Source organism: Aurantimonas sp. A2-1-M11 (assembly GCF_036549475.1).
In the GTDB taxonomy this organism is placed as follows: domain Bacteria; phylum Pseudomonadota; class Alphaproteobacteria; order Rhizobiales; family Rhizobiaceae; genus Aurantimonas.
The window spans coordinates 1-13,217 of record NZ_JAZHLI010000084.1; the positions used below are offsets into that span (position 1 = coordinate 1).

Annotated in this window: 19 protein-coding genes and 1 tRNA gene; 6 read left to right on the forward strand and 14 right to left on the reverse strand. The window is 60.3% G+C overall.

What is annotated here, in order from left to right; genetic code table 11:
* Positions 1-380: 380 nt before the first annotated feature.
* The 5 genes from VQ042_RS22340 to VQ042_RS22360 all read right to left on the reverse strand — a co-directional run bounded on the left by VQ042_RS22340 (position 381) and on the right by VQ042_RS22360 (position 2,928).
* Positions 381-845 (reverse strand): hypothetical protein, encoded by a 465-nt coding sequence (locus VQ042_RS22340; RefSeq protein ID WP_331822503.1) that lies wholly within the window; start codon positions 843-845, stop codon positions 381-383.
* Positions 823-1,023 carry a hypothetical protein gene (locus tag VQ042_RS22345; RefSeq protein ID WP_331822504.1) on the reverse strand — a complete coding sequence of 67 codons (201 nt, stop codon included), beginning with the start codon at positions 1,021-1,023 and terminating at the stop codon, positions 823-825. The genes VQ042_RS22340 and VQ042_RS22345 overlap by 23 nt, the downstream gene beginning before the upstream one ends.
* A gap of 431 nt (positions 1,024-1,454) precedes the next feature.
* Positions 1,455-1,811 carry a hypothetical protein gene (locus VQ042_RS22350; protein ID WP_331822505.1) on the reverse strand — a complete coding sequence of 119 codons (357 nt, stop codon included), beginning with the start codon at positions 1,809-1,811 and terminating at the stop codon, positions 1,455-1,457.
* A 3-nt stretch (positions 1,812-1,814) separates the two neighbouring features.
* Positions 1,815-2,132: a hypothetical protein gene (locus VQ042_RS22355; RefSeq protein ID WP_331822506.1), complete on the reverse strand. Its 318-nt coding sequence runs from the start codon at positions 2,130-2,132 to the stop codon at positions 1,815-1,817.
* A 22-nt stretch (positions 2,133-2,154) separates the two neighbouring features.
* Complete coding sequence (locus VQ042_RS22360) at positions 2,155-2,928, reverse strand: N-acetylmuramoyl-L-alanine amidase (protein WP_331822507.1); 774 nt, start codon at positions 2,926-2,928, stop codon at positions 2,155-2,157.
* A gap of 206 nt (positions 2,929-3,134) precedes the next feature.
* Here VQ042_RS22360 and VQ042_RS22365 point away from each other — a divergent pair, with 206 nt between their 5' ends.
* The 3 genes from VQ042_RS22365 to VQ042_RS22375 all read left to right on the forward strand — a co-directional run bounded on the left by VQ042_RS22365 (position 3,135) and on the right by VQ042_RS22375 (position 5,599).
* Positions 3,135-3,314, forward strand: coding sequence for a hypothetical protein (locus VQ042_RS22365; protein ID WP_331822508.1), 180 nt, complete (start codon positions 3,135-3,137; stop codon positions 3,312-3,314).
* A 253-nt stretch (positions 3,315-3,567) separates the two neighbouring features.
* Entirely contained in the window at positions 3,568-4,749 is a 1,182-nt protein-coding gene (locus tag VQ042_RS22370) for a polysaccharide pyruvyl transferase family protein (RefSeq protein WP_331822509.1), read from the forward strand.
* A gap of 82 nt (positions 4,750-4,831) precedes the next feature.
* Positions 4,832-5,599, forward strand: coding sequence for a hypothetical protein (locus tag VQ042_RS22375; protein ID WP_331822510.1), 768 nt, complete (start codon positions 4,832-4,834; stop codon positions 5,597-5,599).
* A gap of 122 nt (positions 5,600-5,721) precedes the next feature.
* On the opposite strand, the gene VQ042_RS22380 is transcribed toward VQ042_RS22375, so the two are convergent.
* The 6 genes from VQ042_RS22380 to VQ042_RS22400 form a co-directional block, all read right to left on the reverse strand.
* A complete protein-coding gene (locus tag VQ042_RS22380; protein ID WP_331822511.1) occupies positions 5,722-6,108 on the reverse strand; it encodes a hypothetical protein in 387 nt (128 codons plus the stop codon).
* Positions 6,108-7,100 carry a glycine-rich domain-containing protein gene (locus tag VQ042_RS26135; protein ID WP_442880177.1) on the reverse strand — a complete coding sequence of 331 codons (993 nt, stop codon included), beginning with the start codon at positions 7,098-7,100 and terminating at the stop codon, positions 6,108-6,110. Before VQ042_RS26135 ends, VQ042_RS22380 begins: the two co-directional genes overlap by 1 nt.
* Positions 7,097-8,023 (reverse strand): hypothetical protein, encoded by a 927-nt coding sequence (locus VQ042_RS22385; RefSeq protein ID WP_331822512.1) that lies wholly within the window; start codon positions 8,021-8,023, stop codon positions 7,097-7,099. Before VQ042_RS22385 ends, VQ042_RS26135 begins: the two co-directional genes overlap by 4 nt.
* 11 nt (positions 8,024-8,034) lie before the next feature.
* Positions 8,035-8,829 carry a DUF2612 domain-containing protein gene (locus tag VQ042_RS22390; protein ID WP_331822514.1) on the reverse strand — a complete coding sequence of 265 codons (795 nt, stop codon included), beginning with the start codon at positions 8,827-8,829 and terminating at the stop codon, positions 8,035-8,037.
* The gene (locus tag VQ042_RS22395; protein ID WP_331822515.1) at positions 8,829-9,728 is read right to left on the reverse strand and encodes a hypothetical protein; all 900 of its coding nucleotides are present in this window, start codon (positions 9,726-9,728) and stop codon (positions 8,829-8,831) included. Before VQ042_RS22395 ends, VQ042_RS22390 begins: the two co-directional genes overlap by 1 nt.
* Before the next feature lie 70 nt (positions 9,729-9,798).
* Positions 9,799-9,972, reverse strand: coding sequence for a hypothetical protein (locus tag VQ042_RS22400; protein ID WP_331822516.1), 174 nt, complete (start codon positions 9,970-9,972; stop codon positions 9,799-9,801).
* A gap of 54 nt (positions 9,973-10,026) precedes the next feature.
* On the opposite strand from VQ042_RS22400, the gene VQ042_RS22405 reads away from it, so the two are divergent.
* From VQ042_RS22405 to VQ042_RS22415, 3 genes are all read left to right on the forward strand, one after another.
* Positions 10,027-10,761 carry a tyrosine-type recombinase/integrase gene (locus VQ042_RS22405; protein ID WP_331822517.1) on the forward strand — a complete coding sequence of 245 codons (735 nt, stop codon included), beginning with the start codon at positions 10,027-10,029 and terminating at the stop codon, positions 10,759-10,761.
* Between the two features lie 87 nt (positions 10,762-10,848).
* Positions 10,849-10,938 (forward strand) — tRNA-Ser (locus VQ042_RS22410).
* A gap of 160 nt (positions 10,939-11,098) precedes the next feature.
* A complete protein-coding gene (locus tag VQ042_RS22415) occupies positions 11,099-11,407 on the forward strand; it encodes a hypothetical protein (protein WP_331822518.1) in 309 nt (102 codons plus the stop codon).
* Here VQ042_RS22415 and VQ042_RS22420 read toward each other — a convergent pair.
* The 3 genes from VQ042_RS22420 to VQ042_RS22430 form a co-directional block, all read right to left on the reverse strand.
* Positions 11,404-11,895: a hypothetical protein gene (locus VQ042_RS22420; protein WP_331822519.1), complete on the reverse strand. Its 492-nt coding sequence runs from the start codon at positions 11,893-11,895 to the stop codon at positions 11,404-11,406. The genes VQ042_RS22415 and VQ042_RS22420 overlap by 4 nt on opposite strands.
* A complete protein-coding gene (locus VQ042_RS22425) occupies positions 11,892-12,248 on the reverse strand; it encodes a hypothetical protein (protein ID WP_331822520.1) in 357 nt (118 codons plus the stop codon). Before VQ042_RS22425 ends, VQ042_RS22420 begins: the two co-directional genes overlap by 4 nt.
* Positions 12,249-12,561: 313 nt before the next feature.
* On the reverse strand, positions 12,562-13,217 hold a 656-nt coding region (locus VQ042_RS22430; RefSeq protein WP_331822521.1), incomplete at its 5' end, for a hypothetical protein.

A 13,217-nucleotide genomic window follows, 5' to 3' on the forward strand; every position in this document is an offset into this window, starting at 1 on the left:
CCGAGACGCCGCCGATGCCGGCGCCGGCCACCGTGCGCTGGGTGCGGCTACAACCCGCCGAAACGACTAGGGTCGATGCGACAAGCGCGATAACCGCGGATCTGATAACCATCCCGAATACTCCGTTTAGATGCCCTTCGGGGTCCTATGTGTCTGTCTCGTACGGCCAAATAGCGGCGAGACTGCCCGGGGCTACAGGACCTGCGACGGGGCCGTTGCCTGATATCCTGTGAAGACTGTCAGACAGCCCCTCGACGAAAACGGGATAGACCAGCCGCGCGCTGCGCGCTTGGCGTCCTCGACCTCAGATAGTGAAAGCAGAAAAGGCCCGGCCACCCACCAAGGGCAGCCGGGCCGGATAGGTCGATGATGGGTGAAGGCTAGGAACGCTGCTCCTTGCCACGGTTGCGCAGCTCGGCCTCCAGTTCCTCCGTGCGGTGCTTGTAGGCGTCCCGCTCGCGTTCGGTCTTCTCACGCTCCCGTCGCTCCCGGTCCTCCTCCTCCCGCTCGGTGAGGACGTTGGTGCGGTTGACGTTGGCCGATAGGGCCTCGACCGCGGCGACCATGGCCTTGAGAGTTTCCACCCGCGCCTTGCCGACGGTTTCGCTGTCCCGGTGGATCGTCAGAAGCGTCAGGTTGATCGCCTCGATCGACGCGGCCAGATCCCGAACCGACGAACTATCGACCAGCGCCCCGGCCACCTGGGTGTAGGTCTCTGTCTCGCTTGCTGCCTTGCCTCTTTTCAGGCTCAGCCTGGCGACGATCCCGGTGATGACGGCGGCGAGAAACCCGCCGATGTAGACCCCAAACTGATTGAGGAAATCAGGGTCCGTAGGTGCCGCCATTGCCACAGGCCCCCTTGTCGTGAAGAATCCGGGTGAGGCTGTAGAGGGCGAGCATCGACAGCATGAAGTAGGCCCAGAGGCCGGTCGACAGGAGCCCGGTCAGGATGAACGAGATCCCGAAGCCGGTGGTCAGCATGGCGTAGACGATGACGCCCATGAAGGCGCAGCCGGCGCGCACGGTCGAGGTCAGCGNGGAGCCCGGTCAGGATGAACGAGATCCCGAAGCCGGTGGTCAGCATGGCGTAGACGATGACGCCCATGAAGGCGCAGCCGGCGCGCACGGTCGAGGTCAGCGTCTCCTTCCGGCCGTTGTACCAGAGCCCCAGCAACCAGACGGCGCCGAGGGTGAAGGCCACAAGGCCGGTCCCTGTCTCACCGAGCGCCCGGTCAAAGGCGCGATAGCCGAGGCTGTCGAATGTTCGACTGGGATGGAGCAGCGTCAGCCCGAACCCGAGCAGCAGCCATGCCGAGAACCATTCCGGCACCCGGCTGTGGTTCTTCCGGCTGATGGAGATGAAGATCACAGGATTGCTCCCGGTATCGCCAGTTCCAGAATTGCGAGGAAGGCGAGGAACACCGCGACCAGGCAAAGCGTCCAGCGCCAGACGCTCACGGCTTCACCTTGTCGATCTGCCGCTGCAGATGCGGGACGACGAGATCAGCGATCTTGCTGTCCGACAGACCGAGACGCTTGACGGTGTCGGGCACCGACGACTTCACGTAGGCGATCGCCGCACCCGTTGCGTCTGACGTGACCGCAGGCATGGTCCGCGATCCCCCTGCCCGGGCAATGGCCGTCAGCGCCGCGTTCTCCAGTGCCGACTGCAGGAGCTTCGCCCGGGCCTCGTCCTTGATGACGTTGTTCGCCTTCAGCCAGGCGATGGCTGCCGGGATGGCAATCGTGGTCAGCACCGTGGCGAGCAGCGGCAGGATGACGGCGAGCGTGATGTCGATGGCGTTGTCCATGGATCAGATCTCCTGCTGTGCGAGGGACTGTGCCGCCAGCACGTCGGCATAAGCGGCGGACGCGGCAGCCAGGGCCGTCGCGGTATCGGTGGGCGGATCGGCGCAAATGCGGGTGACGACGAGATGCGCGTTCCACTCGGCGCCGATCAGCTGCGGCAACAGCGCAGCCTGCTGCGACAAGACGACGAAGGCGGTGTGCGCCAGCGGCTCGAACTGGCAGATCCGGGCGAGCTGCGCGGACACCGGAACCGGGATCTGCGGATTCACCGTCGTGCATGCGGAGAGAGTGGCGGCACAGGCCACCAGTGCAATCGGCTTCATGGCCGGTGTTCCTTTCGGGAGTTCAGACGATGTCGACGTAGCGGCCGGAAACCCAGCCGAGATAACCGCCCGGCGACCGGGCCTGATACCAGCCCTCGTCACGGTCGATGACGGCAATGGCGGTGCCGCGAGGCAGACCGCCAATGATGTCGCCCATGGGGGAGCGCCGGAAGTTGAGCCAACCGGCCGTGACGACGCCGCGGAGTTCCATCGCCTCCGGCTCACCCTGATCTGCCTCGACGGGCTCCTCGACCGGCTTCGGCTTCGGGCCCTCGCCTGCCAGGATCTGCTGCACCGATGCCCGCATGAAATCGCCGCAGACCTTCGCGCCGACGAGATCGGGGAACGGCGGGAGGCGGGTGAAATCCCACTTTCCGCGCTGGGCGATCCCGAGGTTCGATTGCACCTCGGCGTGCGACAGGACCGTCTTTGGCGTAACCTTGATGCCGTACCGCTGGCAGAGATCGGCAACGGTCGCGACGAATGCATCCCACTGCGGCCGGGTCATCGGGTATCGGCCAGCATCGAACGGCCGCTCGACGGCGCCCGCCATGCATGCCATCGAGACACCGATCGAGCCCGTGTTGCAGTTGCGCGTATGCGCGGCATAAGCACCGCGGATCGGCGCTGCATTGTCGGACACGGAGCGGTCACCACGGACGAGGTTGCCGTCGCCTTCGATGATGAAGTGGTAGTGCTTCCGGTCGAGCCATGAGGCGTCATGCGCCCCCGCTGACCAGTGGCACACTATTCGCTGCATGGATGCGTTCGGCATCCAGGATGCGGGAACGGTCATGGCGATCTCCAGACGAGAAAAGGCCCGCCAAGCGATTGCCGGGCGGGCACATGAAAAAGGCGCCTCGCGGGCGCCGGGTTGATTACCGGTGGATGGAGTGCGACCTATGTGACCAGGCTTGGAGATTCGGGCGCATGGCAATAGTTCGGAACGTGCTGGAAGGGCCTACCTTCCTTCGACCCCCATGGTTCTACTCAAGGGACCCCATGGAAGGCGCACCGCGCGACGGCACCAAGATCGAGATACTCGACGAAGGTCATCCAGAGTGGCTCATCGGCTGGTATGATGCCGACCACGGCTATTGGACAAACGGAGAGACACAGATCGACGGGGAACTCTTCCAACTCTGGCCAGCGGCTTGGCGAGAACTCACCACTGCCGAGTGAGGGCCCGCCACCCAATTTTCCTCTGCGACGCGCTAGAGTTGAAGGCTCCCACCTTCTTGGACGACTGAGCCCGCCATGCCGGCAGGCTTGCCACAGAGAACGCGATCCCGCGTGCGGGTGGAAAGCTGGCGGGGATACGATGGTAGAAATGGCCGGTGAACTAGACTTCTGGAACCGTTGGGCTGCCGAAGAATGCTCGTGCGTCAACTATCAGGCAGTGCCGAGCCACGTTTGGCCTCTAGAGGTCGTCCGTATGGCATCCATCCTCGCCGATCGACGCGAACTTGCCGCAACTCCGTCTACGGAGATATTTGCGGAGGGCGTCTCAGATCGAGATGAGGGGCGCCGCCTTGTGGCACAAGTGTCAAATGCTCATTCGGTGAGGATAACCGATAAGAGTAGCATCCGAGATCTGGCACTCGCCGCGCTATGTCGAACGCCGATCGAGTTTATGACTGAACGCTTTAGTGAATTCGGCTTTCGAACTCCTGAGGTTAGCTCGACTTGGGCGGATTTTAATTTCGATGCAGCCGTTGACCGCTTCACGATAGACTCGGTGAAAGCACTCACGCTTAGGGGCCAAGAGTTACAGAGCGTTGCGGGCGCCTACACCGATGCCGACACAATACCTTTGTTTATCTCCACGCAACAACCGTCGGAGCGGATCGGACGTGATGGGAATTACGGTAATGTGGGAGACCATTTCGGCTTCCATCTGATCAAACGCCTGACGGGACGCGACGTACATCCAGTGGGGGTCTGGGTGGAGAAAGACAGACCCGTCGTGATGACAGTTGGGTCGATAGTTGATCACGCCAGGGACCGAGGTCTTGTGTGGGGCTCCGGATGCATTCAACCCTTGCTCTATCGCGAGAAGCCGGTCTCGACCAAATCGGTCTATCTCGGGGTTAGAGGTCCCAGAACTCGCGAACAGCTGATCCGAAAGCATGGCGTGAATCCCCGCGTTGTGGGGGATCCGGGACTGTTCATTTCCGATTTTCTCCCGGAGCAGCAAATCGAACCCGATATCGATATCGGCTTTGTGGTTCATAACGCCGACAAGGAAGTATTCGACCACGCATATCCGGGCGTGTTTAAAGTCCGAAACTACGAATCTCTCCAGAGCTTCATCGAGGATTTCGCCAGGTGCAAAGCGATCGTATCGACCGGTCTTCACGGGAGCATCTTCTCGCACGCTTCAGGAAAGCCATGCTTGTCCGTCAAACTAGGGGATCGATTAACCGGGGGCGACTTTAAATTTCACGATCATGCCCAATCCCTAGGCTCCTATCTGACTGACGTGAGACTGGACCTCTCGGGCTGCCCAAGCCTAAACGAACTGGACTGGCGGGAATTGATCGCAAGCGCGTGGCAGCCTAGCGCAATTCCAACACGCGATCGCCTCTTGGAAACTTTCCCATTTGCTATCCATTAGAAATGGATATTATTGCACAATTAGGGTAAAAATGAATAGTTTAACCGTATTTACGGCAGCTAATAAGCTGTATGAGCCTTTCGTGGCTCCCTACATTACCAGCACGCTGCTTCACAACGAGAATACAACAGTCGAAATCTGCCTGGAAAGCGTCTGCGAATTTCGCGCTGACAATGAGAAGTCAGTCGAGATACTCCACGATATGTTTGATGATAGATTTCACTTACGAGAAGCCGATTTCTCAAGATATCCAGCTAATCACATCAGATTTCTCGAAACGCCGTCCGTTATCTCTGATTACACCTACGTTGGTGACATAGATATTTTAATCCTTGAGGAGATAGCAAGCATTCATCTCCGCAACATGCAAAGGACTAATCTCCCATACAGCAATATAGTCCGTCCGGGCAAGGAACGAATGTCAGGTCTGCATTTCACGAAAACCGCCGACCGATATCCGCTTTGTATACTGAGCGATGACAAGCTAAATCTAAGCGACGAAGAGATTTTGTATTGGCAGGTGGCGGCTCAAGGGGGTTCCCTGCCCTCCTCAGATGATACCTTTCGCCCGCTGCACGGCTACCATCTAAGCCTGCAGCGTCAGCCAAGACCGACCGGGATTTCATGGGGATTCAGAAACAATCTGCCCCAAATCGAGTATTTCAATTCGTACCTTCGCTTGCGGGACCGGGTTGAGTGGCGATCTGCTCTCTCGGCGTTCGACCCTCGATACCTCATGCTTCTCGCGATTTTGGACGTCGCCCTCGGCTTTATGCATCCATCTGAGGACCTCGCGCTGCTACCAAAATACACCGCCCGACGCCTTTTTGAGGCAATGAAGCCTCTTTGAGTTTCGGCCCGGACAGCATTCTCCCCAGTCTTCCGAGCGCCCCGACCCCGTCCAAAAGTTGACGATGTGCGCGGGGCTCTCCGGTGTTCAACTGCTCGCGATGAGGCAGTAACGGTCACGGTTCAGAATTCGGCGGATTTCAACAACTCTGAGGCGCGAGCTTCGCCATATGTGCCTGAGAGCAGGTGCTGGACCTGGTAGAACCCCTGGTCTGCCTCGTTGAGCTCCGAGGCTTCCCGAAAGATTCGGCGATCCCTGTTTGTCTGCTGCGCTTCAACGAGTTCAAATGTTTCATACTCCTCGTCAGTCATCGCCTCGAAAAGCGCCTTCTTGCTGTAGCGTTTCGGCAAGGCCGGCTGCGGCTCGGGCTCGATCACCGGTGGCGCTGCGAACGTCTGGCCATCGTGGCTCCAGCCGATGCCGACGTCCTCGCCGCAAGGGATGCTGCCCTCGATCTTACCCATGATGACGTTGACGACCGCGCCGTCTTCGATGATCGCGCTACGCATCAGCGATACTCCCGAATGATGACTAGGCCGGGAGCGCCAGCGCCTGACGAACACCCGCCCGTCGCGCTGCCAATCCGGCTTCCGCCGCCGCCGCCCGCACCGTAACCGGATGCGTCTTCTCCAAACGCGGCGCTGCTGGTGGCGCCTCGCGCAACACCGCCACGTCCGGCTGACCCGTACGGAGATACCCCCCCATCGGATGAGACTGCCATCATTATGCCAGCGCCGGCGGTCGATCCGATTGCGATCCCTGCCGATGTCGGATGACTAGAGATGTTAAGTGTTCCGCCAGAAGATCCCGAGGCGATTGGGCCAGGGGCAGAACCAATCGTATTGACACCGCCTGATCCGACCCCCGCCACACCCCCGTTGCCTGTTAGAGTATGCACCCCGTCGCTGTAGGATGAGTCACCGCCGTTGTTGCCGTTTTTCGACACGCCACTGTTAGACGTGGCCGCCGCCCCACCAGCTCCAATCACAATTATAGCTGACGTGACCGCGCCAAGTTCCTTTAACCGAATTGCGCGCCCCCCCGCATTTCCTCCAGACGCCGATGCAGCTTGATCTGTGCCGGTAGTAGCCCCCGCCCCACCCGAAGCGCCTGCACCGATCACTACAATTTCCGCGGCCTTCGTCGCGGTATCATACGTATGAGTGCCAGACGTGGTGATGTGCGTGACCTTGTGAAGGTTGCCGACAGCGCCAAGAGCAAGTCGCAGAGCGGCAGCATTCGCGCCGACATTGTCTCCGTTCAGATCCAACTTGGCGTTGTCTGCCTCATCCACGTAGGAGACATCGGCCTTGCCGTTCTCCAGAGCCGATAAATCGGTTGCGACATCACTGGCCCCCCTCTCAATTTCGGATGCCTGATAGGCAAGAAGCGTCCTCACCTGATCGAGGGTAAGCTTGACGCTTTCCCCCTCCTTGGATGTCGGGAACTCATGCTCCAGGCTGGGAAACGATGTGGTCGGAAGCGCGCTGATCCGGGTCATGCCGTCACCGTCGCAAGAATGTCAAAAGACGTTGCGTAGTCTCGTCCCAACGTCAGGGAGGCCCCGTAACGGTTTAAGGAGTTGCGGGTGATCTGAAAGTCGTGGTCGTGTACCTGATTGGCTGCGAACTGGCCGCCGGCCGCTGTACCCGACGTTCCGATTGACGTGGGGTAGACGCTCATCACGGGGGTACGAGCGAGGTTCCAAGACAACTGCGCGACCCGGGAAGCTAGGTTCGCCGCCGAGCTGGTCGTCATATTTCCTTCGTTGGCGATCTCGGTCAGGATCCGGGACTTGTTCACCAGGTTCGTGATCGTCGCGATATTGGACGAATTGGTGATGATCCGGGCCACCAGCATGTCGTCATACGTGCTGTCCAGAAGCGGGTTCGCCTCGACATAGAGTGATGGGTTGTAGTCCGTGTCGCTCACGTCGTTCAGCGAGAATCCATCCGTCGGGTTCCAGCGCAGGTGATAGGTCTTGCTGGAGACTGTCGCGAAATCCTCCTGGACCGTCGTCACGGGGAAGATGCCCCGATGGAGGAACGTCACGCCTCCAGGCACCCGAACCGTACCTGTCGCCGGCGCGGTGACGACGATCTTGCCGTCCACATTCTGCACCTCCGGGAAGACCGGAAGCCTTGCCCGTGCCTGGCTTACCAGCAGATAGTTCTCGGGATCGCCGCCGCCGGTCGCCGCCTCGATTAGAGCGACGATCGCCTCACGAAGCTGAGTGAATCGGTCGTCGGTCTGGATGATGCCGGCGTGGTCGATGACTTCCCCGATTTCGGACTCAAGCCTGTAGAACAGGCCGTTGAACAATCGCTGGTCAGCCGGGCCACAAGGAAACCCGTTCTGTCGCTCGTCGCTCGTCGGATATCGACGGTCGGCCGAGGAGGAGAACGGCGTGTCAAATTTCGCCATGGGTCGCAATCCTAACAGTCATAGGGACGTACATCGATTTCGCACATCCAGTCCGCGCCAATTCCGAGGCTGTCGGTCTCGATCGGGACATCTTCTTCAGTCTCGATCGGCTGGTCGTTTTCGGTCAGGAGGATCGTCCCCTCACCACCCTCGCCTTCGCAGAAGCCGCCCCATCCCTCGCCAAAGCCGAAAGCTCGGATCGATCCGAAATGGAAGCGGAGGGCGATGCCGAGACCGATCGGCATGAGGCGGGGATAGACTTGGATGAGACCGAGCTCGACGTCCGTGAGATCGCGACCCGGGGTCACGATCACGCGCCCCCGACCGGCATCCATGATCTTGGCGGCGTCGCCCCAGAAGATTTTCAGGGCCTGGGTCAGCGATGCGCGGTCGAACAGCGCCAACATCTGGAACCGGCGCACTTTCAGGAACCGCCGGTAGATCTCGTCGTCGTCGATGAAGACGGTGGATATGCCGAAGTCGACGCAACTCTCCCATGTGACCCCGGAGCAAAAACCGAGGACTGGTTGGTTGAAGTCGTTCCCGTCGGGGCAGTCGAAACCGAAGACGGGCTGAACGTCGCAGACGCAGTGGTCGCGCGGGAACCCCATCCGCTTGCCGATCAGAGTTAGCTGGTCGCCGACCGCGGTATCGATGTCGAAGTAATCCGGCAGCGTGTAGATCGCCTGCTGCACCATCTCCACCTGCCGGAGGTAGGTGCGGATCAGATGGAGGAGCTTCGGGCTCTCGCGGTACTGCGTCAGAACCTTGTCAATGCGCGGCTCAACCCTTTCGAAGTCTTCCATCAGGCGACCTCGACCACCACGCTCGTCACCTGGGCGATTTCAAAGAAGCTGTACGGGATACCGACGCCCTCGGTGGATGGCTCCCCGTCCTTGACCCCGCTGATGCTCAGAACTTCGACGTTGGAGAACAAGCCCTCAAGGAAAGTCCGCACGAAATGCGGGGTAATGGCCTGCCCATTGGCTGGACGAGTGTCGATGCCCGTCAGGAATGTGTACAATGCTTCGCGGATGGCGTTGCTGGAAGGCGGCGGGCAGCCGTTCCGGTCTGCAGAGACGCGCACCCGCACCGTCACGACGGTCTCGACCTCGATCGGTCGAACCATACGCAGCGCGCGGCAGAAACCATCGTCGTCGAACGAAAGCTCGGTGTTCCCATAAGTCGAAACGCCAGGGATCACGAACTGATTGATCGCTTCGGCAATGTCATCGTCATCCCCGCCGAGCGCTGCGACGGCCACGGTGTTGGGCGTCAGACCTAGATCATCGATCTCGGGCGTCTCGTTGACGAATACCCTCGCGAAGGTCACGCCGGGGACGTTTTTCACCGCTCGGAACAGATCCGCGAGATTGATGCGCGCGGTCGCGTCGTTGGTGATCAACTGCCGCAGGTTGCTGTCGCTCTCGGTCTCGTTCCGGCGAATGAGTCGGATCCGGCCGAGGATATCGAGCCGCGACCCTTCGGCCTGATCGGGGTCGTAGGACTGGTACACGTCCTGCGCCAGTTCCCAGAGCTCGGTGATGATGTCCGCCATGAGTCCATTCAACTGGCCAAACGGGCTCTGCGGCGTCTGGATCACGCCGGGCGCGAATTCGGTCACCATCTGCTGTTCGAGCTCGGCCAGGGTGGTCGCGAGGTTCTTGCGGACGAAGCCGGTGGGCTGGACGCCATATGTCGACATCAGATCGAGGTCTCCGTGTCATATTCGGTCGCGAGCGTGGCGCGGGTGACGTTGATCCCGCGGAGCGCGCTCAGCGAGGACGCGCGACAAAATCGAAGCTGACGGCATCCGCATCGGCATCGAAAGGAAAATCCGCGAGCAAAACGGCTCCGGTCGCGAACCCGCTATCTCGTTCAGCGAGGCGGCGAGGCTCTACGAACTGAAGGGAGGCGAAGCCCGGTTCCTCGCGAAGCCGGTCGCCCATCTGGGCCGCCTTCGGATCGACGATATCGGGCAGGCGGAGATAGACGACGCCGCCTTGCGCGCCTACCCGTCCGCAGCGACAGCAACCCGCCGCCGCCAGTTCTACGCTCCCGTCCTCGCCGTGCTGCGCTCCAATGGGCAGAACCCATTCGTGAAGCGTCCCGAGGACAGCGCCAAGCGCACCTACTTCTTCCTGCCGAAGCAGGCGAACGCGATGGTCGAGACAGTCATGCGCGGGCGGTGGCCAAACCCATGGACCCCTGCCCTCGTCACCTTCCTGTTCGGCCAAGGCGTCCGTGTCTCGGAAGCGCTGGCGATCGACGGCCGGAACGACATTTCGCTCGAGCATCGCTATGCGATCCTGCGCGACCCGAAGAATGGACTGCAGCGGACCGTGACGCTGATCCCCCGCGTTGTCGCGGCGCTGTCGGCCATTCCCAACCTCGGGGACCCTGGCCCGCTCTTCCTGCGGTATGACGGGCGCCCCTATGCGCAGCGGGAGAACAGCGGCAATCCGCTCCGGTTCTGGGGTGCCGCCTGCAAGCGGCTCGAGATGGACGAGCACCTGTTCACCCCGCACACTGCCCGGCACTCCTGGGCGACGTGGTTTCATGCCCAGACGCACGACGTGGTTCGCCTCAAGGACGAAGGCGGATGGCAGTCGAACGAGTGGCAGCGCTACGTGAAGCTCGGCACGCCGGAGCTTGGCGCCGACGCCTGGAAGCGCGGCTGGCGGTTCAAGAACGAAACGGGAAGAGACTCTGCGGATTTCTTGCGGAAACGAGGCTGAAAATGGCGTCTGTTCACGGTACGGGCCGAAACCTCGCGTCACATGGTGGGTTGACTAACCCTATGAGAACAGGCAATTCCCGTCCCCGGAGAGGTGGCCGAGTGGTCGAAGGCGCTCCCCTGCTAAGGGAGTATACGGGAGACCGTATCGAGGGTTCGAATCCCTTCCTCTCCGCCACGCAACCCTTAGAATCCTATATTTCCTAGGCATTGCGAGAATTCTACTCACCAGTTGGCGCTGACCTGACTGACCGTTCGTGACGGCTAGTGACGGGAAACCTGCGCTTTGTCGTGCCAAGGCGATGGGGTAGCTTCCATGCCGAACCGGAGGAAAACCAGTGAATCGTGCTCTCGCATCAACATTGTCTGCTATCAACGGACTGGTAGCTTTGGTCATCGTCCTAGTTGGAGCGGTGGCAGGATATGGTCTTGCTGGGCAATCGGCGGCAGGCGCTTTGGTCGGAGCCATTGGAGGCTTCGTCATTGCAGCCGTATCTTGCGGCGTGATCGCCTATCTGACGCTGATCGAACGTCATCTTGCACAGATCGCGGGTCAGCCACTGTCGAGAAGTCTGGTCAATATTCCGAAGGCGGACAATCGCATCGAAAATCCGAAGGCGGACAATCGCATCGAACCGACACTTTAGCCGTGAACACCTTCCATTCGCGCCCCGACTTTATGCCAGAATTGCTCTCTAGCGGCCCTTTCCCACGCCACAGAATCTCGCTGCGATGCTCCGTATAGGAGCGCTTTCGACGGCACACGCCGCAACAATGGCTCTGCAACGTACTCCATGAACCGCTCGGCGGCATTCAGGTGGTTCCCGTGAAAGAAAATGCGGAGATCGTCAGACCGAAAAGTGCGGTCCTCGCGTGTCGTGGCATGGAAGATCACCATCTGCATCAAAGCCCGACCGCTAATCCTTATGCCGTTGGTATCAGTCGTTACAAACGGTTCGGGTTGCAAACCGTTCGTGAATTCTAGCTGCGCAATGCGCTCAACCGGCTTTGCGTAAACTCTCATCCGCCCAAATTTCTTCTGAAAGCGTTTTGCGCAGACATAGAGGATAAACCCATCATCGCTAAACATAAAAATTAAGGGTTTAGGGAAATTTGAAAAGAAAATCTTGGTCATCGACCGCCATCCAATAACAATCTGTATTTATCTGCCGCTATGTCCTCGCCGTCGTTTTCATAGATTTCGTAGTCGATTACGATATTCCGAGCTTGCTTCGATTTTTCGGCACTTTCGAGTTCATGGAGCTTTGCAAGCGCTGTGGCTATATTGCTCGCCTCGCTCGCGGACAGGTCACCCGACGCGAGCGCCTCCCGAATGTCCGCAGCCGTCACGGCGTCGAATTCAATCGTTCGCTGGGGAGGGAGAGCGTGCGCCAGAACGCACTCGACAGCCCAACGCTCGCCTGCATGAACAGCCTGCGAGAGCCTTTCGATAGCGACAGGCCCCATGGCGCGGAGTTGCGTCAGCAATTGGCGGGGAGCTTTACCACGAGCCCCTACGGGCCGGCCTCCGTTTCCCGGTGTGAAGCGCCCTGAGGCGTCCCGTCCGTCCATCGCTACACCCATTGGACGGGGACGCCGCGAGAATGGAGCCATGCCGCGAGATCGGCAGTGCGTGTATGCGACGCCCATCCGACGCGCTCGCAGCTTGGGAAGCCGTAGAGGCGTCGCCAGTTGGTGAGCAACTGCTTCGATGCTCCGAGCGCCGTTCCAAGCTCTGCGCTCGTCACCACCTCCCGCGTAGGCAGCGCAACCGTGTTGGGAAGCTGCGGGCCACGCCGGGTCATTTTTTCCCGCCCATCAGTAGGTCGAACCCTTGCTCAGGGGACTGGAGGCCAGCCGCCATCGCGACTGCGGCACAAACGCTCTGAATAAGATGCCTGGACGCGGCAACTTTATCCCGACGTGCTTTGTGAAGATCAAGAGCCGCGCGAGCCGCTTCGAGCGCAGCCGCTTCGTCCGGTCCAGCTGCTACGGGATCGTCGAGCGTAGGACGGCGCTGGTAGGCCGCCTGCAACCCGCTTCGGTATATATGCCCCACAAGGAGGTGGCGCTCGACCAAGGCGTCCCAAAGAGCGGCAGGGAGATCAGGGTACGCTTCCCTGCCTGCCTGCAAAACGGCACTCGTCATCTGCACATTGGCAGTCTGGACGAAACGAGCCTGACCCGATGGCGGCAAGTCTTTAAATGCAGTGCGAAATTCCCCGTAAAGCGTTGGGCAACCGGGTATGGGCGCCATCGCCGTTGCGTTGGCAGCCGCGATGGCCGCGTTTTCGCTCCTAGCGCTCGCGGCCACATCTTGAACGGCCGATGCAAGTGCACCGCTGGCACATGTGCGGACGCGCTCGTTTCGCGCATCGGTTTTGAGGGTGGCATCAGCGGCATTTGCTTGGGCTGCAAATTGATCGAGCGCGGCCGCAAGGTGGGTCAGCGGCTTTT

What these genes read in the sequence shown, in the direction of transcription:
- VQ042_RS22340 (WP_331822503.1), bottom strand. Translation starts at nt 845, where the DNA reads ATGGCGGCACCTACGGACCCTGATTTCCTCAATCAGTTTGGGGTCTAC.
- VQ042_RS22350 (WP_331822505.1), bottom strand. Translation starts at nt 1,811, where the DNA reads ATGGACAACGCCATCGACATCACGCTCGCCGTCATCCTGCCGCTGCTC.
- VQ042_RS22355 (WP_331822506.1), bottom strand. Translation starts at nt 2,132, where the DNA reads ATGAAGCCGATTGCACTGGTGGCCTGTGCCGCCACTCTCTCCGCATGC.
- VQ042_RS22360 (WP_331822507.1), bottom strand. Translation starts at nt 2,928, where the DNA reads ATGACCGTTCCCGCATCCTGGATGCCGAACGCATCCATGCAGCGAATA.
- VQ042_RS22365 (WP_331822508.1), top strand. Translation starts at nt 3,135, where the DNA reads ATGGAAGGCGCACCGCGCGACGGCACCAAGATCGAGATACTCGACGAA.
- VQ042_RS22370 (WP_331822509.1), top strand. Translation starts at nt 3,568, where the DNA reads ATGGCATCCATCCTCGCCGATCGACGCGAACTTGCCGCAACTCCGTCT.
- VQ042_RS22380 (WP_331822511.1), bottom strand. Translation starts at nt 6,108, where the DNA reads ATGCGTAGCGCGATCATCGAAGACGGCGCGGTCGTCAACGTCATCATG.
- VQ042_RS26135 (WP_442880177.1), bottom strand. Translation starts at nt 7,100, where the DNA reads ATGACCCGGATCAGCGCGCTTCCGACCACATCGTTTCCCAGCCTGGAG.
- VQ042_RS22385 (WP_331822512.1), bottom strand. Translation starts at nt 8,023, where the DNA reads ATGGCGAAATTTGACACGCCGTTCTCCTCCTCGGCCGACCGTCGATAT.
- VQ042_RS22390 (WP_331822514.1), bottom strand. Translation starts at nt 8,829, where the DNA reads ATGGAAGACTTCGAAAGGGTTGAGCCGCGCATTGACAAGGTTCTGACG.
- VQ042_RS22395 (WP_331822515.1), bottom strand. Translation starts at nt 9,728, where the DNA reads ATGTCGACATATGGCGTCCAGCCCACCGGCTTCGTCCGCAAGAACCTC.
- VQ042_RS22400 (WP_331822516.1), bottom strand. Translation starts at nt 9,972, where the DNA reads ATGGGCGACCGGCTTCGCGAGGAACCGGGCTTCGCCTCCCTTCAGTTC.
- VQ042_RS22420 (WP_331822519.1), bottom strand. Translation starts at nt 11,895, where the DNA reads ATGACCAAGATTTTCTTTTCAAATTTCCCTAAACCCTTAATTTTTATG.